Here is a 14324-nt window from a genome sequence, read left to right as displayed (position 1 = left end):
AAACCTCAATCCTCGATGACAGTGGCACCCTGCACGCGGTTTTGGCGGTCGAAGGCTTGCCGTGGGAGACTGCGGCGGCCTCGGCGCTAAACGGGCGGGTGCGTGGGTGGGCAAAGTTGCTGCGCGATCTGGCTGCAACGGCAGGCACTCACGCGGCGGTCACGGTGTCGGTGCACGTGGTGCGCTCTGCTGCTGATCGGTCTGTTTATCCGGCGGCTGAGTGTCGCTCTCCGTTCGCGGCGAAGCTGGACGACGCATATCGTCGCCAGCTATTCGGCGCGGTCCCGCTCTATCGCAACGAGCTGTTCGTAACCGTCTCCCTCGCACCCCACGCCTCACCATCCTCCCGCCTGCGGCGACTGGCGGGACACCGGCCGGCGGTGACTGAGGATCAGCTGCGTCGACTGGACGACGCGGTTGCGGTCCTGGTCAGCGGGCTGTCTGAGTACCGGCCGAGGCGGCTGGGCGTCAGGAAGGGTAAGCGTGCCGGGCAGAGAGGGCGGCGTGGTGCCTTGTTCTCCGAGATTGCCGAAGCAATGCGGCTTGTTCTCTACGGTGAGCGGTTACCGGTCCCGGTCGTCACGGGGCACCTGGGCTCCGCGATTTACTGCGAACGGGTGATTGTCGGCGCTGAGACTATCGAGTTGCGCGGGCCTGGGCGTAGCCGCTTCATGGCGATGCTGGGCTGCAAAGAATATCCCGAGAGCACTTGGGCGGGGCAGTTCGATGCCATCCTGTCGGCGCCGTATGCGTGTGTCCTGACACAATCCTTCTCGCTTCTGCCCAAGGTGGAAGCGAGGACGGTCGCAACCCGCAAACAAAATCAGATGACGACGGCGGGGGATCGGGCCGGGCACCAGGCGGCGGAGCTGTCGGTGCTGGCGGCGCAAATCGAAGGCAATGCCGTGGTGATGGGGAGCCATCACGTCTCGCTCGCGGTGTTTGCGGACAATCCGCAAAGGCTGGCTGATGTAGCTGCTGAGGCGAGGCGCGATCTGGCGGACGGCGGCGCTGTGGTGGTTCGGGAAGATCGCGGGCTAGGGGCTGCCTTCTGGGCGCAACTCCCCGGCAATGGTCGCTATCGGGTGCGTCCCGGCGTGGTTACTAACCGGAACATGGCCGCGATGGCCCCGCTGCATAACTATCCGGCCGGGGCGGCAAAGGGTGTGTGGGGCGTGCCAGTGACTGTGTTCCGCACCTCGGGCGGGACCGCTCTGCACTACCACTTCCAGCCGCCGCCAGGCGTCGGGGCGCCGGATGACGTGGGCAACACGCTCGTCATCGGTCCTACCGGTTCGGGAAAATCAACTTGGCTTGGCTTCGTGGTGGCAGAAGCGGAGCGGACTGGCGCCCGGTTCGTGATCTTCGACTACTCGAAGGGGCTCGCTATCCTGACGCGAGCCCTCGGCGGGACGTATCTGCCCTTGGAAATGGGCCGCCCGACCGGGTTTGCGCCGCTCCGTGCGCTGACTGACAGCGCAGAGGATATTGCATTCCTCGAAGCCTGGGTGACAGGCCTAGTCACTCAGGGCGGCGGGGAGGCTCCGACGACTGAGGAGAAGCGTCTGCTTTCGCAGGGCTTGTCAGCCGTCATGGCGGGGCCGATGGAGGCGCGAACCCTCTCCGAGCTGCGGGGGTTCCTCGGTCACAGCAACAAGGAAGGGATCGGCGCCAGGCTAGAGCGTTGGTGCGAGGGCGGCGCCCTGGGGTGGGCATTTGACGGCCCTGCCGATGTGCTGTCGCTCGATGCTGCGGTGTTGGGTCTCGATACGACGCACCTCCTGGATCATACCGAAGTGCGAGGGCCGGCGATGGCCTATGCCTTCCATCGCATTGCAAGCCTGCTGGATGGGCGGCCTCTGGTTCTCGTGGTCGATGAGTTCTGGCGGGCTCTCCTCGACCCCGCCTTTGCAAGCCTCGCAAACGACAAGCTCAAGGTGATCCGGAAGGAGAACGGCGCGGTTGTCCTGGCGACGCAATCTGCCCGTGATGTGCTGCGCTCGCCCATTGCCCATACGATTCTCGAGCAATGCCCGAGCAAGGTGCTGTTCGCCAACAACAACGCCAAGCGTGAGGACCACGTTGACGGGCTCGGACTGACGGACGCCGAGTGGCGGTTGGTGCGCGATGACATGCAAGGCGCGACCCGCCGGTTCCTTCTCAAGCAAGGGGCTCACTCGGTCGTCTGCGAGCTGAGCCTCGGCGCCATGCTCGACGACGTTGCCGTGATCAGTGGCCGCAAGGGGACGGTGAAGCTGATGGACCGGCTTAGGGCAGAGCTGGGCGAGGATGTGGACGCCTGGTTGCCCGCCTTCCGCGCCCAGTGGCGAGCGGTAAAGGCTGAGGACGCTGAGGAGGGTGAGGATACCGCAGAGTTTGCGGAGCTCGCGGCATGAACCAGGGAAGGACCGTAAAATGAGAAAGCGCATTCTTACCGCCGGGGTAGCTGCCCTGGCGCTCGCCGTGGCCTCTGTCCAGCCGGCACATGCAATCCTTGGCGTCGGGGATGTTGTGTTTGATCCGGCCGCCCTAGAGCAAGCCCTGGTGGAGCTCGAGGAAATGCAGCGTCACTATCAAGTGCTGCAAGGTCAGCTTCGCCAGGCGGAGAACCTCTACAACTCGCTCTCTCACACGACGGACATTGCGGGACTGGCTAATGTGCTGCGCTCGGCTGGGCTGCGGCTGCCGTTGCCGATCGATAGCGCCGCCTTCGCCAATCTGCTTTCCGGGCGAGGGAGTAGTGGGGATCTGGTGGGCCTATTGAGGCAGTTCTCTGACCGCAATCGAGTGTATGACCAGCCTGGAAGCGACTTCGCCGCAACCGAGTTGCGGCGGAACCGGGATGCCATCGCGGGACGTATGGCTGCGGCTCGTCAGCTCTATGACACGACTGCGCTGCGGGCGACGGGCCTAGCGGAGCTGCAAAACCGGCTGACTACGGCAACCGATCCGGCGGAAAAAATGGATCTGATCGCCCGCGTCGGTGCCGAGCAAGCCGCAATCCAAAATCTGCAAGTCCAGGCCCAGGCCGTCACGGTTTGGGCCTCGGCCGAGGATCGCAATGCTGAGCAACGGCGCCAGGAAGCGGACGCGCAGAGCCTTGATGCGACCGCCGATGCGCTGCTGGCCGGCAAGTAGGAGCACACTCATGCAGCGAGAGCTTAGGTACCTGAGCCTCTTTCTCCTTCTGGCAGCCTCGGTAGCTTCCGCAGCCGCCGGGGAGGAAGTGCGTGGCGTTGAATGGTATCGGCAGCATCCGACTGAGCGGGCCGCTGTCACTCGGCGGTGCGTGGACAATCCCGGCCAGCTTGAGCGGACTGCGGATTGCATCAATGCGGAGCGGGCGTCGCTCGCGGCCAAAGCCGATGCCATGGCCGGTACGGGCTCCGGATTGGGCAGAACCCCTGCTCGTCGTGGCGGTGGCCTCGAAAGCACGTCTCCGGAGGTGCTCGCGGCCAACCCGGAGGCTCGGCGGATGATCCTGGGCCTCTGCGCTCGCATGACGGCCGAGCAACAGGCCGCTTATGGCCTCTGCGAGCCCGCCCGCCGCAGCCTCGGCCCTGCACGGCGGACCTGAAGGGAGCGGTTTGATGGACCTGGCTCGCATCTTTCAAATCCTCGACCAAGCGATCCAGGCGCCGCTTCTGGCGATGGTGAGCGCCTTGGTCGGGGCAATGGTCAGCTATATCGACGGCCCGCTTCGGGCCGGCATGGTCGTCTATGTTGGCTGGTCAGCGTTTTCCGCTTGGCGGGGTCTGTCTACCGAAGCGTTTGGCGAGATCATTTCCCGCCTTATCAAGGTGGGCGTCGTCGCTTGGCTGGCGCTCAACGCAGACAACTTCCTGACTTGGATTGGGACGCCACTCCTCGAAACCTTGCCTCAGGGGATTACACGGGCGGTAGCAGCGGCGACTGGCGGGAGCGCAGACCCGGACGTTAACGCGTTTGACGCGTTGCTACGAAATGGCATCGCTGCTGGCATGAAACTGGAATCGCGCCTCTCGACGTGGGCGTTTCCAGGCCACGTGGCCGTCGTGATCTTGTGGGGATCGTCAGTCGCTGCAACGACGATTTCGTATGTGTATTTTATCGGCTGCCGCTTCGTACTCACGGCAATTGTGGCCCTCGGTCCTCTGTGGGTTGGCTGCTGGCTGTTCGGATTCTTGCGGGGGATGGCGAACGGCGCCCTGCGAGTTGCACTCACAGCGATTGTGCAACAGGCGATGCTCGTGGCGGCGGTGCAAATTATCAGCGGCGCGGAAACCATCATTATCGGTAATATTGTTCGCAACCCGGCGGTCGACCTGGGCGCGATCATCGCTCAGGCCATCGCGGGGATTGTCGTGATGTGCGTCGGTGTCCTGATGTTCCGGCGGGTTCCTCGGATGGCTGAGGGGCTGGCCGGTGGTGTGGGATTCCACTCCTCCGAAATTTGGAAGCACCTGGCCGAGCGACCGGCTTCTGCGGCGAAAAAGGGCGCTATGGCGGGCGGTGCTATGGCCCTCAACGCGACGCGCACAGCTGGTAGTGCCGCGATCCGCCGGGTCCGCGGGCCTCGGCCTGCGGCCCTCTCTGCCCCGTCCTCTGCGGCTTCTCCTAGCTCATCGAGAGAGCTTGCAGCGGCCGAGTGATCCCAAATTGAATAGATGGTAGTATCTACCATCTACCAATAATATGCGCTAATGTGGGGAGCCGGCAGAAGCCGGCTCCTCCCGTTTCGAGGTTCCGATGCTCCGCTCTCTCTCTCTCATCTCCGCCCTCGCGCTTTCGCTCGCTGCCTGCTCGACCGGCCCGAAGCCCCCGGCGAGCTGCACAGGCGAGGTCCGCCAGCTCAATCCGGGCCGGTGGACGACTGACGCAAACGCCCTCGCCGAGCCGCCGCACCCCGGTCGCTCTTTTCCAGCACCGGAGGCCCGCAATGACCGCTGATCCCTTCGCTGCTCAACCCGTCACTGCGGAGGACTTCGAGGCTTACTCGTCGCAAGTGCGGGATTTCCAGGCCTCCGCTGTGCGGTCGGCCAATCGCTCCAAGCGGGTTGCCTGGGTTCTGGCGGGTGTTGGTGTGGTTGTCGGCCTCGCCGGCCTCGGCACGGCGGCGGCTCTGGCTCCCCTCAAGACAGTGGAGCTGCGGACAATCGTTGTGGATCGCGCGACGGGTTCGGCCGAAGTGCTGCGAACTCTCGCGCAGCCGCCGGAGACAGTGGACGAGGCCCACGTCAAACACATGGCTTGGCAATACGTCCTGGCCCGCGAAGGATACAGCTCTGACACTGATGCGGACGATTTCCGCGTGGTCAATCTCATGTCCACAGCGGAGGAACAGGCGGCTTACTCCCGGTGGTTCTACAGCGCGGAAGGCCCGCGGAAAGAGATCGGATCGGGCGGGACCGCGAAAATCAAAGTCGCCTCCTTGCAGGTCTTTGCCGGCGCTGATGGGACGGCGGAGCGTGTCGTGGTCCGGTTCTCCCGCGATCTGCGGCGTGCCGGTCCTGGGCGGCCGGCTGAGACGCAGTTCTGGGTTGCAACAATTCGCTTCGGATGGTCGCGGGGTGCGATCCGCGCCGATGATCGGTTGGTGAATCCGTTTGGCTGGCTCGTCACTGACTACCGCCGCGATCCGGAGACGCCGCGATGATCCGCCCCCTTCTGCTCGCCCTCGTCACCAGCACGGCGCTCGCTGGGCATGCCTTGGCGCTGCAAGAGCCTCAACCGGGAGCGCATGACCCTCGGATGCGTGTCGCAACCTTCCGAGACGGGGAGGTGTATCGCGTCGTCGGCACGCTGCTGTCGTCGACGCAGGTCACGTTCGCTCCTGGTGAGGTGGTGGGCGAGGTCAGCAATGGTGATGCCCTGGCGTGGGCCGTCGCCAAGGCGGGCAATGTCCTATTCCTGAAGCCTGTGGTGCAGCGGCAAGGGCCAACGTCTATGCAGGTCCTCACCACCCGACCGGATGGCTCGCGGCGATCGTATGTGTTCGAGCTGGTGTCGAGGGATGGCTCTGTCGCTGTAGGCGAGCCCGCCTACTTTGGGGTTTCGTTTGTCTATCCCGAGGACGTGCGCCGGGAGGCGGCGGAGCGGGCAGCAAGGTTTCGCAAGGCCGCGACGACGGCCCGCAATGGCGACAGGCTGGAAACGGCCATCGTCTCCGGGCCGCGGAACTGGCGCTACACCGGGCAGGGCCCCGCCAGTATCGAGCCTGCTGAGGTTAGCGATGACGGCCGCCTGACGGCTTTCCGGTTCGCGGCCAACACGCCGCTGCCAGGCATCTACATCGTCGGCGCCGATGGCGGGGAAGCTCTGGTACCGACGACGGTTCGGGGTGACCTCGTCGTGGTCAACGCTGTCTCACGCGAGTGGCGCCTCCGCCTTGGCGCCACGGTGCTGTGTATCCACAACCAAGGCTTTGCTCCGTCGCCGATCGGCACGGGCGCCGGCACGATTACGCCTGAAGTAACGCGCGAACTCAGGGAGGCCCGTCAGTGAGCGATCACCAAGAGAATGTCGGACCGATCCCCGCGGATCGGTCCGTGTCTGCTGCCGGGTCGCGTGGGCCGACCATGTCGGGGACGAAGCTAGCACTGCTGTGTGGCGTGGCGACTGTCGCAGCGCTCGTCTTCATTTTCGGCCGGCCCGAGGGTCAGAAATCGGCCCCTGCCACACAAGCGGCCCTGGATCGGCTCAAAGTGGCGATGCGGGCGCACTACGAGCCGCCGCGCCCCGATCCACCTCAGCCAGTGGCTCCGCCTGCGCCTCTGGCAGCTAGCCCGGTGTCCCTGCCTCTGCCGAGCGGGGTGGCTTCGCCTGGGCCCCTGTCGGCACCTGCTCGGCAGGCAACGGCGGCGGTCGATCCTACTGAGGCGGCTCGCAAAGCGCCTCTGCTCATGGGTGGCAGCACTCAATCTCAACCCTCGCCGGATGGCGCTCCGCTGCGAGGGCGGGAACCGGGCGGGAAGGAAGAAAGCGAGTTGGCGGCGCAGCTCCGTCCGACACGCCTCGCGGGGGTCCGTGCAATGCGGCGGGAGAACCTGGCGCTGATCGTCCAGCCAGGAACCCCGCTGTCCTGCGTGATGCAAACCGCCTTTGATTCCACACAGCCTTCAATGCCGGTCTGCATCCTGACGCGGGACGTTTACGGCGCGACGGGGACGGTCGTTCTCATGGAGAGGGGGACGCGCCTTGTGGGCGAATCCCGCGGCCGGCTACAGCAGGGCCAAGCCCGCGTGTTTGTCATGTGGGAGAGGGCTATCACCCCGGCCGGGGTCGAGGTCGAACTAGCGTCGCCCGCCACGGATGCGCTGGGGCGAGGCGGCATCGGTGGTGATCTGGACACCCAGTTTTGGTCGCGCTTTGGCGGTGCTTTGCTGCTTTCCCTCGTGTCGGATGGCGTGTCTGCTGGGGCGTCTGCGCTGGCGGGAGGCTCGGGCGGCATGGGCTTTATGGGCGGTCGCACTCTCGGAACCGGGCAGAGTGCAGCGTCTGAGGCGATGCGTAATTCGGTCAATATCCCGCCGGTTCTGAAAATCAACCAAGGGGCTGAGATTGCGGTGATGGTCGCTCGGACGTTGGATTTTTCCGGCGTCTATAGCCTGGGGGATGCACGCTGATGCGGCCCGGGGAGCGCACCCTTCGCCGGTTGCTCGGCCCGATCAACGACTGGCTGGCGGATCCGCTGGTGACGGATGTTTGCATCAATAGGCCCGGCGTGGCGCATGTCGAGCGGCGAGGCCAGTGGTTGCACTACGCTGTGCCTGAGCTGGATTTCAGCCGTCTCGACACGATTGCCACGCTTGCGGCGTCCATGTCGCGCAAGGACGTAGGACCGGCCTGGCCGCTCTGTTTTACGGAGCTTCCTGACGGCGAGCGATGCCAGATTGCTCGGCCGCCTTCTGTGCGGGATGGTCTCTTGAGCCTGACTATTCGCCGGCCTCCATCTGTGGCGCCGGATTACGCCGCCATGGAGGCGGAAGGAGAGGCGACTGCGGGCCAGGGCTCTAGCTCCAACCTTGCCGCGTCTCGTGCGGTTGCCGTCGATGCCGAGATTTCCGACCTTCTGGCGGCTGGTAAGCGCCATGCGGCTCTCCGGGTAGCCGTCCAGGCGAAGCGAACAATCGTCGTCTGCGGCGACACTGGCTCCGGCAAAACCTACCTCGCCCGCGCCTTGGTCGGGCTGGTGCCTGAGGGTGAGCGGCTGGTGACGATTGAAGATACGAACGAGCTCAAGGTGTCTCGGTCGAACTCTGTTGCTCTGTTCTACGCTGGCGCAGGGCAGACGGTAAGCACTCACGGTGCCGTCGATCTGGTTGAAGCAAGTCTACGGATGCGGCCGGATCGGGTGCTGTTTGGAGAGCTGCGTGATGGCGCGGCATATTCGTATCTGCGGGCGGTTCTCGGCGGGCATCCGGGGTCGATTACGACTGTTCACGCAACTTCGGCGCGTAACGCCATCAAAACCCTTGCTACACTGGCTCGGCAATCACCCCTCTGCCACGACACGCGAGAGGATCTGACTGCCATGCTGCACGATCAAATCGACCTGGTGGCTTACCAGGAGCGGCTAGGCGAAGGGCGCTATAGCCTCTCGGACATCTGGTTTTGCGGCCAGGGCAAACGGTCAGTACCGGCTAACGACCAGGCCCTGTCGGTGAAGGCAGAAACAGGGCCAGCAGATGCACGCAGCCTCCTAGCAGGATGAGGCAGACCAAGGCGGTAGAGCCGAACCTGATGGCGTGGACCATGTCACCCTGCCAGGCAAAGATGCCCGCGGCGATCATCGCACCCAGGACGACGACGCTGAGTAATATCACAAGAGGTGTAGCGAGTAGAGCCAGCAATGCCGCCATGAACCTCAACGCAACCCCTGCAAGTCCAAGGACTGCGACAACAGGGCCCAAGCCATCTTGCGAATGATGGCCGCGACACCGGAGCGCCGGGGTGAAGTTCTCAACTCGATAAATGGGGCGTCGTGCATCTCGTTATCCTCGCTCGGCCAGAACGTGTATGGGAAGTCTAGTTTCATTCTTGGTTGCAGCTTGCAGCTGCAACCCTGCCCAAGCGGCGAGCGCGGGGATGGGGGAGGCATTCCGGCGGGCGAGGCCGGGTTGCAGACAAGCGGGGCAACGCCCGGCGCAGGCTGCGGCCCTGCCTCGCTGTAGCCGGAATGCCAGGGGTAAGGGGCAGCGCCCCTTGGCCCCTTCTTGCTTGGCACCAGAGCCCCAGACTGGCAATCCTTGGTACTGACACGGAGATACCTACGAGCATGAAGCGCCTCACCGTAACGGCCACACTAGCCGCAGCACTCCTTGGTAATGCGTCCCTGGCAGTAGCCCAGGGACAAGGCAGCAGAGAGCCGCAGAACCTTGCCGAGGCGCTGGCTGTGGTGGATAGGCAGGTGCCATCGTTGGAAGAGCTGATCTCCCGCAATGGATGCCGGGAGATTCAGACACCCCGTGACCGCGATTACTGCCTCCTGATGGCGGCGGTCGAGCAGCAGGAGCGCGAGGACAGCACGCGCCGTCTCAAAGAGGCATTCCGCCGCTTGCGTGACGCCAACTATATCGAGTTTCAGCCTACTGGTGGGAGCAGAGCACGTTAGGGGCGGCGGCCCGAAGTACGGCGAAACGCGTTTGGAGCGGGTGGCTCCTGCACTTTGAGAAGGGCTTGCTGCAGCGCCTTAGCAGCAATCTCGGTTGGAACGTTGATGCTGCAGGCCGATAGTTGGCTGGCATCCTTATGGTTCAAGCGATACCGCTGCCCGCGGACCACGATCGAGCTTCCATCCGGAAGCTCAGCGATGATCACATGCCGCTGCTCGAAACCATGCATGGTCAGCTCAAGTCGAGCTTCGTACTCTTTCAGCAACTCGTCGAACGTCTCTGTCTGCTGCATCATGGCGGTGCCTTTCCAGTCATGCCACCACAAGCCTGGGCCGTGCTTGCGGTGAGCCTGGATAATCTACTTTGCGGCGGCTCCACGCCTATAGTGAGTGGTGCCTCACCTCCGCTTGGCGCCGCTAGCTAGGCCGGTTGCCGTGCCACCATCAGGATAACCTGATCCGGCCTCAGGCTCTGCTGTGCGCTCCCAACCACGACGCCAGCATCATCAAAGAATTCCATGATCGAATTCGCGGTCGATGTGTGCTTCGCGGACTGATCTTCCTTTGGCCGGAGCACATGGATCCCGCTCGCTGTACTAGGCAGAAAGGGGGTCGCTTGGAAGGTCACTAGCCAGCCGCTGTCTTCAAATGCCTGCGCCATCTTTTCGCCCTGAGCCACTGCATCCACAGGAGACATGATAAGGATCGGAAACCGCTTCTCTGGGCGGGTGCGGGACAGGGCTGTCGTGAGGCGGTCCCGCTGTGGCTGTGTGAGCGGGTACATAGGCCGCCGCTCGAGTTCATCCGTCTTAGCCTGGCTGTCGCCTGACGATGCTCCACTGGTTTTGCCTCTGAGGTCGTCGGCTTGGCGTTGGAGCAGGGCAATGTGTGCCTGCTGGCTCTCGTGGCGTGACCGAAAGGACCAGTGAGCAATTGCCCACACTGCGAGAGCGGTGCTTGTGACCAGATCCCAGTTAGCAACGACCCTCTTGTATAGCTCTTCCATCTGCTCAGCGGCTCTCCTGTCGCGTGTGGGCCGTTTCTTTAGGGCCTACCCTAATTGTCTTATCCATGGGTATGGGTGATATGAAACGAAGTCGCGTAGAACTAAAGCGAAAGAGAAAATTCCGGAGGGTTAAATTAATCGAGCGGAAGTCCGAGCCTCGTAGTTAACACCAATTTTACTGCCTGAAGCACATCATCAAAAACATTAGGCAAATTAGGATCGTCGCCGTTGTGGGATATGTTGCTTCGAACTTTATAAGCGGTATTCATTCTTTCAGCTAGTGCTTCTTTTCCACTTATATCTAATGGCACCTCAGAGCGCACCAACGATTGAATCCGCAGCTTGATCGACTGCTCTTCGCTGAAGCCAATTTGGCTGAGTACACCTTCGATTTCCCTCTCTTCCTCCTTAGAAGAGTTCACCCTCAATTTATTAAGCCCAGATCTGAAACACCGCAAAGCATCGATGAGTTTTTGATGCCGCTTTGGACGTGGCGCCATCACTTCAAGACACATTATTAAAGTTAAAAATCGGGCTCGCTGAGATGTCTCATAGTAGCTAGCTAGGTATAAATCACGTGCAATAGCTGTTTTAGGATCAATTAGGCGAGGCGTCGCTTGCAATCCTTCAAGAAGGCTAGCCTGCGCGCTTATCCAGCCAATGCTAGTCGTCAAATTTCCTGGCTGGAAATCAATGAATGATATTTTTTTCTCGCTTTCATAAATAGAGTACCCTTCGGCTTCTGCAACGCCATCGATCGAAGCACTTCTTGCACCAAGTATATTGGCAAGATGCGCGCTTAAAGCTATCGGGCCATCGAAATAATTAATCGGGTTGCGCGGAAAGTTATGGCGATATGCGATATTGAATTTCACTGCAAGATTGAATAGAGCTAGTTTTACCTTTTCGAGAAAATCCTCTGCGTCAATCTCACTTTGGAAACCGTGCGCGGAAAGAATGAGCTGCGGCCAATTCTGCTTGATCGTCACAACGATCCTATTCACTTCGATCGTTGGTGAGCTTTCCAAGCCTGCGATTGGCTTTTCGCCTTGAACTTTTATAGAAACACGCAAGGTATAGGCTGTCATCTATCTTATTACCCTAAGGGGCCGATAGCGGTTGATGAAAAAGCTGATTGAGGAATGGCGAGCAGCTTGTTACTAAAGTTTTTTCTGGCTTTCTATGGCGGCGAAACTGATTTGATGCATGAATGTGGGATTGTTTTTTACATAATCGGGATTAGCTTTGGCCCAAGCGGAGGCGAGTTGAAAGAAGTGCGCAGCCTCAGTATCGCTTTGTGTCACACCTCGGCCATCTCGGTACATGATGCCCAAATTGCGCTGCGCTGGCCCAATACCCTGACCGGCAGCGAGGCGGAATAAGCGAGCAGCTTCGGTATCGCTTTGTGGTACACCTCGGCCGTCACGATACATGGTGGCTAAGTTATTTTGAGCTATTGCATTGCCTTGATCAGCAGAAAGGCGGCAGAGGCGAGCCGCTTCAATGTAATTTTGTTCCACGCCACAACCACTGGAGTACAATAGAGATAGGTTGAGTTGGGCCCTCGCGCTTCCTTGCTCTGATGCAAGGCGAAATAGGCGGGCAGCTTCATGGTTATTTTGCTCGACAGCTCGACCCTCTAAATGAAAGTTACCGAGATTGTTTTGAGCGTCGGCGTGTCCTTGAGTGACGGCAAGCTGATAAAGTCGAGCGGCTTCCGTGTCGTCTTGCTGAATTCCGCGGCCCTCGCGGTACATGAAAGCCAATTGGTTCTGAGCGTGTGCATTGCCTTGGTCAGCGGCAAGCCGGTATAGATGGACGGCCTCGCTGTCGCTTTGGGCTGAGCCTCGTCCCTCTCGGATTGCGATGGCGAGGTAGAGTTGAGCTTCAGCATATCCTTTCTTAGCGGCAATGCGCCACAACCGGACAGCCTCACTGTCGCTCTGCGTTACATCGCGACCATTCCAATACATCAAAGCCATTTTGGTTTGACCTTCGGCACTGTCCAAAAATCTGACGGTACGAAGTACGTCCGACGAGATGACCCGCTTATTTGGCTGTACTTTTCTAGGAGAAATCTTAGTTAATGTTAATGGTGTTTGCTCAGTAAATGCTGCGTTAAGCGAAATTCGGCCTGAAGCAATCGCTAAATTTACTTTTTCAACCGCTTTTTCTGGTGTGTCAAACACTACCTTTGCAGGTATGCGTAAGACAGCATATCCTTGTGTTCTAAGAAATTTGTCGCGCTGTTTGTCTCTGGCCACTGCCTCTGGAGATGAGTGATAAGCCGCACCGTCGATCTCCACAACCAGCCAAGCGTTTGCTAGAAAATCGAGCCTGTAAGGCTTTACGCTCACTTGAAGGTCCAATGTTAAGCCAGATCCTTTCAGGACCCCCTTATCCGGGGTGAGATTGTGCGCCTTAATCATGGCCTCAAGAAATTCGGTTTCAGCGGGTGACTCGCAGAAAGCTAGAAAGTCGCTTCTCCATCTGGGGTCTGCAGCGGTTGTCGTCCACCGCCGTGTATACCATTCATCGGGAGGCGGTGGAGGTGGGTTCTTCAGCGTTTCATAAATCGTCCAGCCTAACCAGGCCGCTACGATGAAAGAAAGAGGAAACAGAAATCCGAGTAAGCAGAGGGCTGCGATGATTATAAGTCGAATTGCTATCGTTTTGTCGTACATATCGGCTTCCTGGCGTCAATATTATTGAATACGCAGCGCGGTTTCGAATTAGAGCCCTACCAATTTAGCTGGGCTTCCACTGACCAGCCGGGCCCGCCGAATGTAGCTGCGCATCGTCCTGACGTCCTTGTGGCGGGAATGCTCCATGATAGCTTCGTCCCGAGCGCCGGCCTTGTAGGCTTCGGTGATGAAGCCCGCGCGTAGACCATGGGCGGAGAGGCGCTCCATCCCGGACGCAGTCAGCCCGGCCTTGGCCACGCGGCGGGCGAGGATCTTCGGCAGCGCATTGGGATGCAGCGGGGTCTGCTCTACCGATCCCCAACGATCGATTTTTCGGAACACGGGACCGTACTGGCAACCGGAGGCGCGCAGCCAAGTCTCCATTGCCCGGACCGGACAGGTCTCGGGCTTCGCACCGCGCGGGACGCCAATCTCAGCCCCCTGCCCTTCCTGATCCGTTTTGGCCCGGGGAATAAGCAACCGCAGTCCCTCGGCGGTGAAGACCACATGCTCCCGCTGTACTGCGACCAGCTCTGAGCGCCGCAGCGCTGCGGCAAATCCCAGCAAAAGCATGGCTCGGTCGCGCCGCCCGGCCAAGTCGCTGCCACAGGTCGCCACCAGACGCCGCAACTCGGCGGTGCAGATGGCCGCGGCCCGGCGCTGCGGCATGCCGTGCTTGCGGAAGATGCCCGCCAGCGTGTCCCGGATGGCCGGATGGGACGGCATCCAGGCAATGCCCTTCATGCGGTGCGCCCGACCGATCGCCGCCAGCCGGCGGCGCAAGGTCGCCCGTGCATGGCTTACAGCCCGTGCCGCCAGATAGGCGGCGACGGTGATTGGTTCGGCGGGCAGCGCGGTCGCATTGCGATCGCGGCACCAGGCGGTGAAATCCGCCCAGTCGGCGGCATAGGCCCGCAGCGTCGCCGGGGCGAGCGCCTGGCGGGCATAGTCTGCGGCAAGGGCCAGGTCGGCGGCCGGCAGGGTGACGAGGTCGGACATGCCGATATTCCAGGGGCTTGGGCCAATCAAGCCGGAGATTATG

The 14324-nt window shown here is 61.3% G+C and carries 14 protein-coding genes; 9 read left to right on the top strand and 5 right to left on the bottom strand.

The genetic code is table 11. The features are described from left to right. The 9 genes from BLR02_RS24485 to BLR02_RS28965 all read left to right on the top strand — a co-directional run. Positions 1–2396, top strand: a 2396-nt coding sequence (locus tag BLR02_RS24485) for a VirB4 family type IV secretion/conjugal transfer ATPase (RefSeq protein WP_090665002.1), incomplete at its 5' end; no start/stop codon positions are given. A 19-nt stretch (positions 2397–2415) separates the two neighbouring features. After that, positions 2416–3138, top strand: coding sequence for a type IV secretion system protein (locus BLR02_RS24480; protein ID WP_090665001.1), 723 nt, complete (start codon positions 2416–2418; stop codon positions 3136–3138). Between the two features lie 10 nt (positions 3139–3148). After that, positions 3149–3577: an EexN family lipoprotein gene (locus BLR02_RS29770; RefSeq protein ID WP_176849795.1), complete on the top strand. Its 429-nt coding sequence runs from the start codon at positions 3149–3151 to the stop codon at positions 3575–3577. A gap of 13 nt (positions 3578–3590) precedes the next feature. Beyond that, positions 3591–4631, top strand: a complete 1041-nt coding sequence (locus BLR02_RS24475) for a type IV secretion system protein (protein WP_176849794.1) — start codon at positions 3591–3593, stop codon at positions 4629–4631. Between the two features lie 287 nt (positions 4632–4918). Beyond that, a complete protein-coding gene (locus BLR02_RS24470; protein WP_090664999.1) occupies positions 4919–5635 on the top strand; it encodes a virB8 family protein in 717 nt (238 codons plus the stop codon). Further along, positions 5632–6483, top strand: coding sequence for a TrbG/VirB9 family P-type conjugative transfer protein (locus tag BLR02_RS24465; protein ID WP_090664998.1), 852 nt, complete (start codon positions 5632–5634; stop codon positions 6481–6483). The genes BLR02_RS24470 and BLR02_RS24465 overlap by 4 nt, the downstream gene beginning before the upstream one ends. A 482-nt stretch (positions 6484–6965) precedes the next feature. Further along, positions 6966–7604, top strand: coding sequence for a TrbI/VirB10 family protein (locus BLR02_RS29765; RefSeq protein WP_176849793.1), 639 nt, complete (start codon positions 6966–6968; stop codon positions 7602–7604). After that, the gene (gene virB11 / locus BLR02_RS24455) at positions 7604–8692 is read left to right on the top strand and encodes a P-type DNA transfer ATPase VirB11 (RefSeq protein ID WP_090664996.1); all 1089 of its coding nucleotides are present in this window, start codon (positions 7604–7606) and stop codon (positions 8690–8692) included. The genes BLR02_RS29765 and virB11 overlap by 1 nt, the downstream gene beginning before the upstream one ends. A gap of 564 nt (positions 8693–9256) precedes the next feature. Then, positions 9257–9592, top strand: coding sequence for a hypothetical protein (locus tag BLR02_RS28965; protein WP_143018288.1), 336 nt, complete (start codon positions 9257–9259; stop codon positions 9590–9592). On the opposite strand, the gene BLR02_RS24450 is transcribed toward BLR02_RS28965, so the two are convergent. From BLR02_RS24450 to BLR02_RS24420, 5 genes are all read right to left on the bottom strand, one after another. After that, complete coding sequence (locus tag BLR02_RS24450; RefSeq protein ID WP_090664995.1) at positions 9589–9888, bottom strand: hypothetical protein; 300 nt, start codon at positions 9886–9888, stop codon at positions 9589–9591. The two genes, BLR02_RS28965 and BLR02_RS24450, sit on opposite strands and share 4 nt — an antisense overlap. A gap of 125 nt (positions 9889–10013) precedes the next feature. Continuing rightward, positions 10014–10289 (bottom strand): hypothetical protein, encoded by a 276-nt coding sequence (locus BLR02_RS29760; RefSeq protein ID WP_176849792.1) that lies wholly within the window; start codon positions 10287–10289, stop codon positions 10014–10016. Between the two features lie 443 nt (positions 10290–10732). Beyond that, entirely contained in the window at positions 10733–11686 is a 954-nt protein-coding gene (locus BLR02_RS28955; protein WP_143018286.1) for a hypothetical protein, read from the bottom strand. 72 nt (positions 11687–11758) lie between these two features. After that, a complete protein-coding gene (locus BLR02_RS28950; RefSeq protein ID WP_143018285.1) occupies positions 11759–13282 on the bottom strand; it encodes a DUF559 domain-containing protein in 1524 nt (507 codons plus the stop codon). Between the two features lie 48 nt (positions 13283–13330). Then, positions 13331–14281, bottom strand: a complete 951-nt coding sequence (locus BLR02_RS24420; protein WP_090664993.1) for a tyrosine-type recombinase/integrase — start codon at positions 14279–14281, stop codon at positions 13331–13333. Positions 14282–14324: the final 43 nt, after the last annotated feature.

The sequence above is a fragment of the Belnapia rosea genome, from assembly GCF_900101615.1.
GTDB classification, from domain to species: Bacteria; Pseudomonadota; Alphaproteobacteria; order Acetobacterales; family Acetobacteraceae; genus Belnapia; species Belnapia rosea.
The sequence above is the reverse complement of the archived record's forward strand: the minus strand, read 5'-3'. Positions and strand labels throughout refer to the sequence as shown.

Excerpts from the sequence above, each read along its gene's own strand:
- BLR02_RS29760 (WP_176849792.1), bottom strand. The coding sequence starts at position 10,289 with ATGTCTCCTGTGGATGCAGTGGCTCAGGGCGAAAAGATGGCGCAGGCA.
- BLR02_RS24420 (WP_090664993.1), bottom strand. The coding sequence starts at position 14,281 with ATGTCCGACCTCGTCACCCTGCCGGCCGCCGACCTGGCCCTTGCCGCA.
- BLR02_RS29770 (WP_176849795.1), top strand. The coding sequence starts at position 3,149 with ATGCAGCGAGAGCTTAGGTACCTGAGCCTCTTTCTCCTTCTGGCAGCC.
- BLR02_RS24450 (WP_090664995.1), bottom strand. The coding sequence starts at position 9,888 with ATGATGCAGCAGACAGAGACGTTCGACGAGTTGCTGAAAGAGTACGAA.
- BLR02_RS28955 (WP_143018286.1), bottom strand. The coding sequence starts at position 11,686 with ATGACAGCCTATACCTTGCGTGTTTCTATAAAAGTTCAAGGCGAAAAG.
- BLR02_RS24480 (WP_090665001.1), top strand. The coding sequence starts at position 2,416 with ATGAGAAAGCGCATTCTTACCGCCGGGGTAGCTGCCCTGGCGCTCGCC.
- BLR02_RS24475 (WP_176849794.1), top strand. The coding sequence starts at position 3,591 with ATGGACCTGGCTCGCATCTTTCAAATCCTCGACCAAGCGATCCAGGCG.
- BLR02_RS24465 (WP_090664998.1), top strand. The coding sequence starts at position 5,632 with ATGATCCGCCCCCTTCTGCTCGCCCTCGTCACCAGCACGGCGCTCGCT.
- virB11 (WP_090664996.1), top strand. The coding sequence starts at position 7,604 with ATGCGGCCCGGGGAGCGCACCCTTCGCCGGTTGCTCGGCCCGATCAAC.
- BLR02_RS28965 (WP_143018288.1), top strand. The coding sequence starts at position 9,257 with ATGAAGCGCCTCACCGTAACGGCCACACTAGCCGCAGCACTCCTTGGT.
- BLR02_RS24470 (WP_090664999.1), top strand. The coding sequence starts at position 4,919 with ATGACCGCTGATCCCTTCGCTGCTCAACCCGTCACTGCGGAGGACTTC.
- BLR02_RS28950 (WP_143018285.1), bottom strand. The coding sequence starts at position 13,282 with ATGTACGACAAAACGATAGCAATTCGACTTATAATCATCGCAGCCCTC.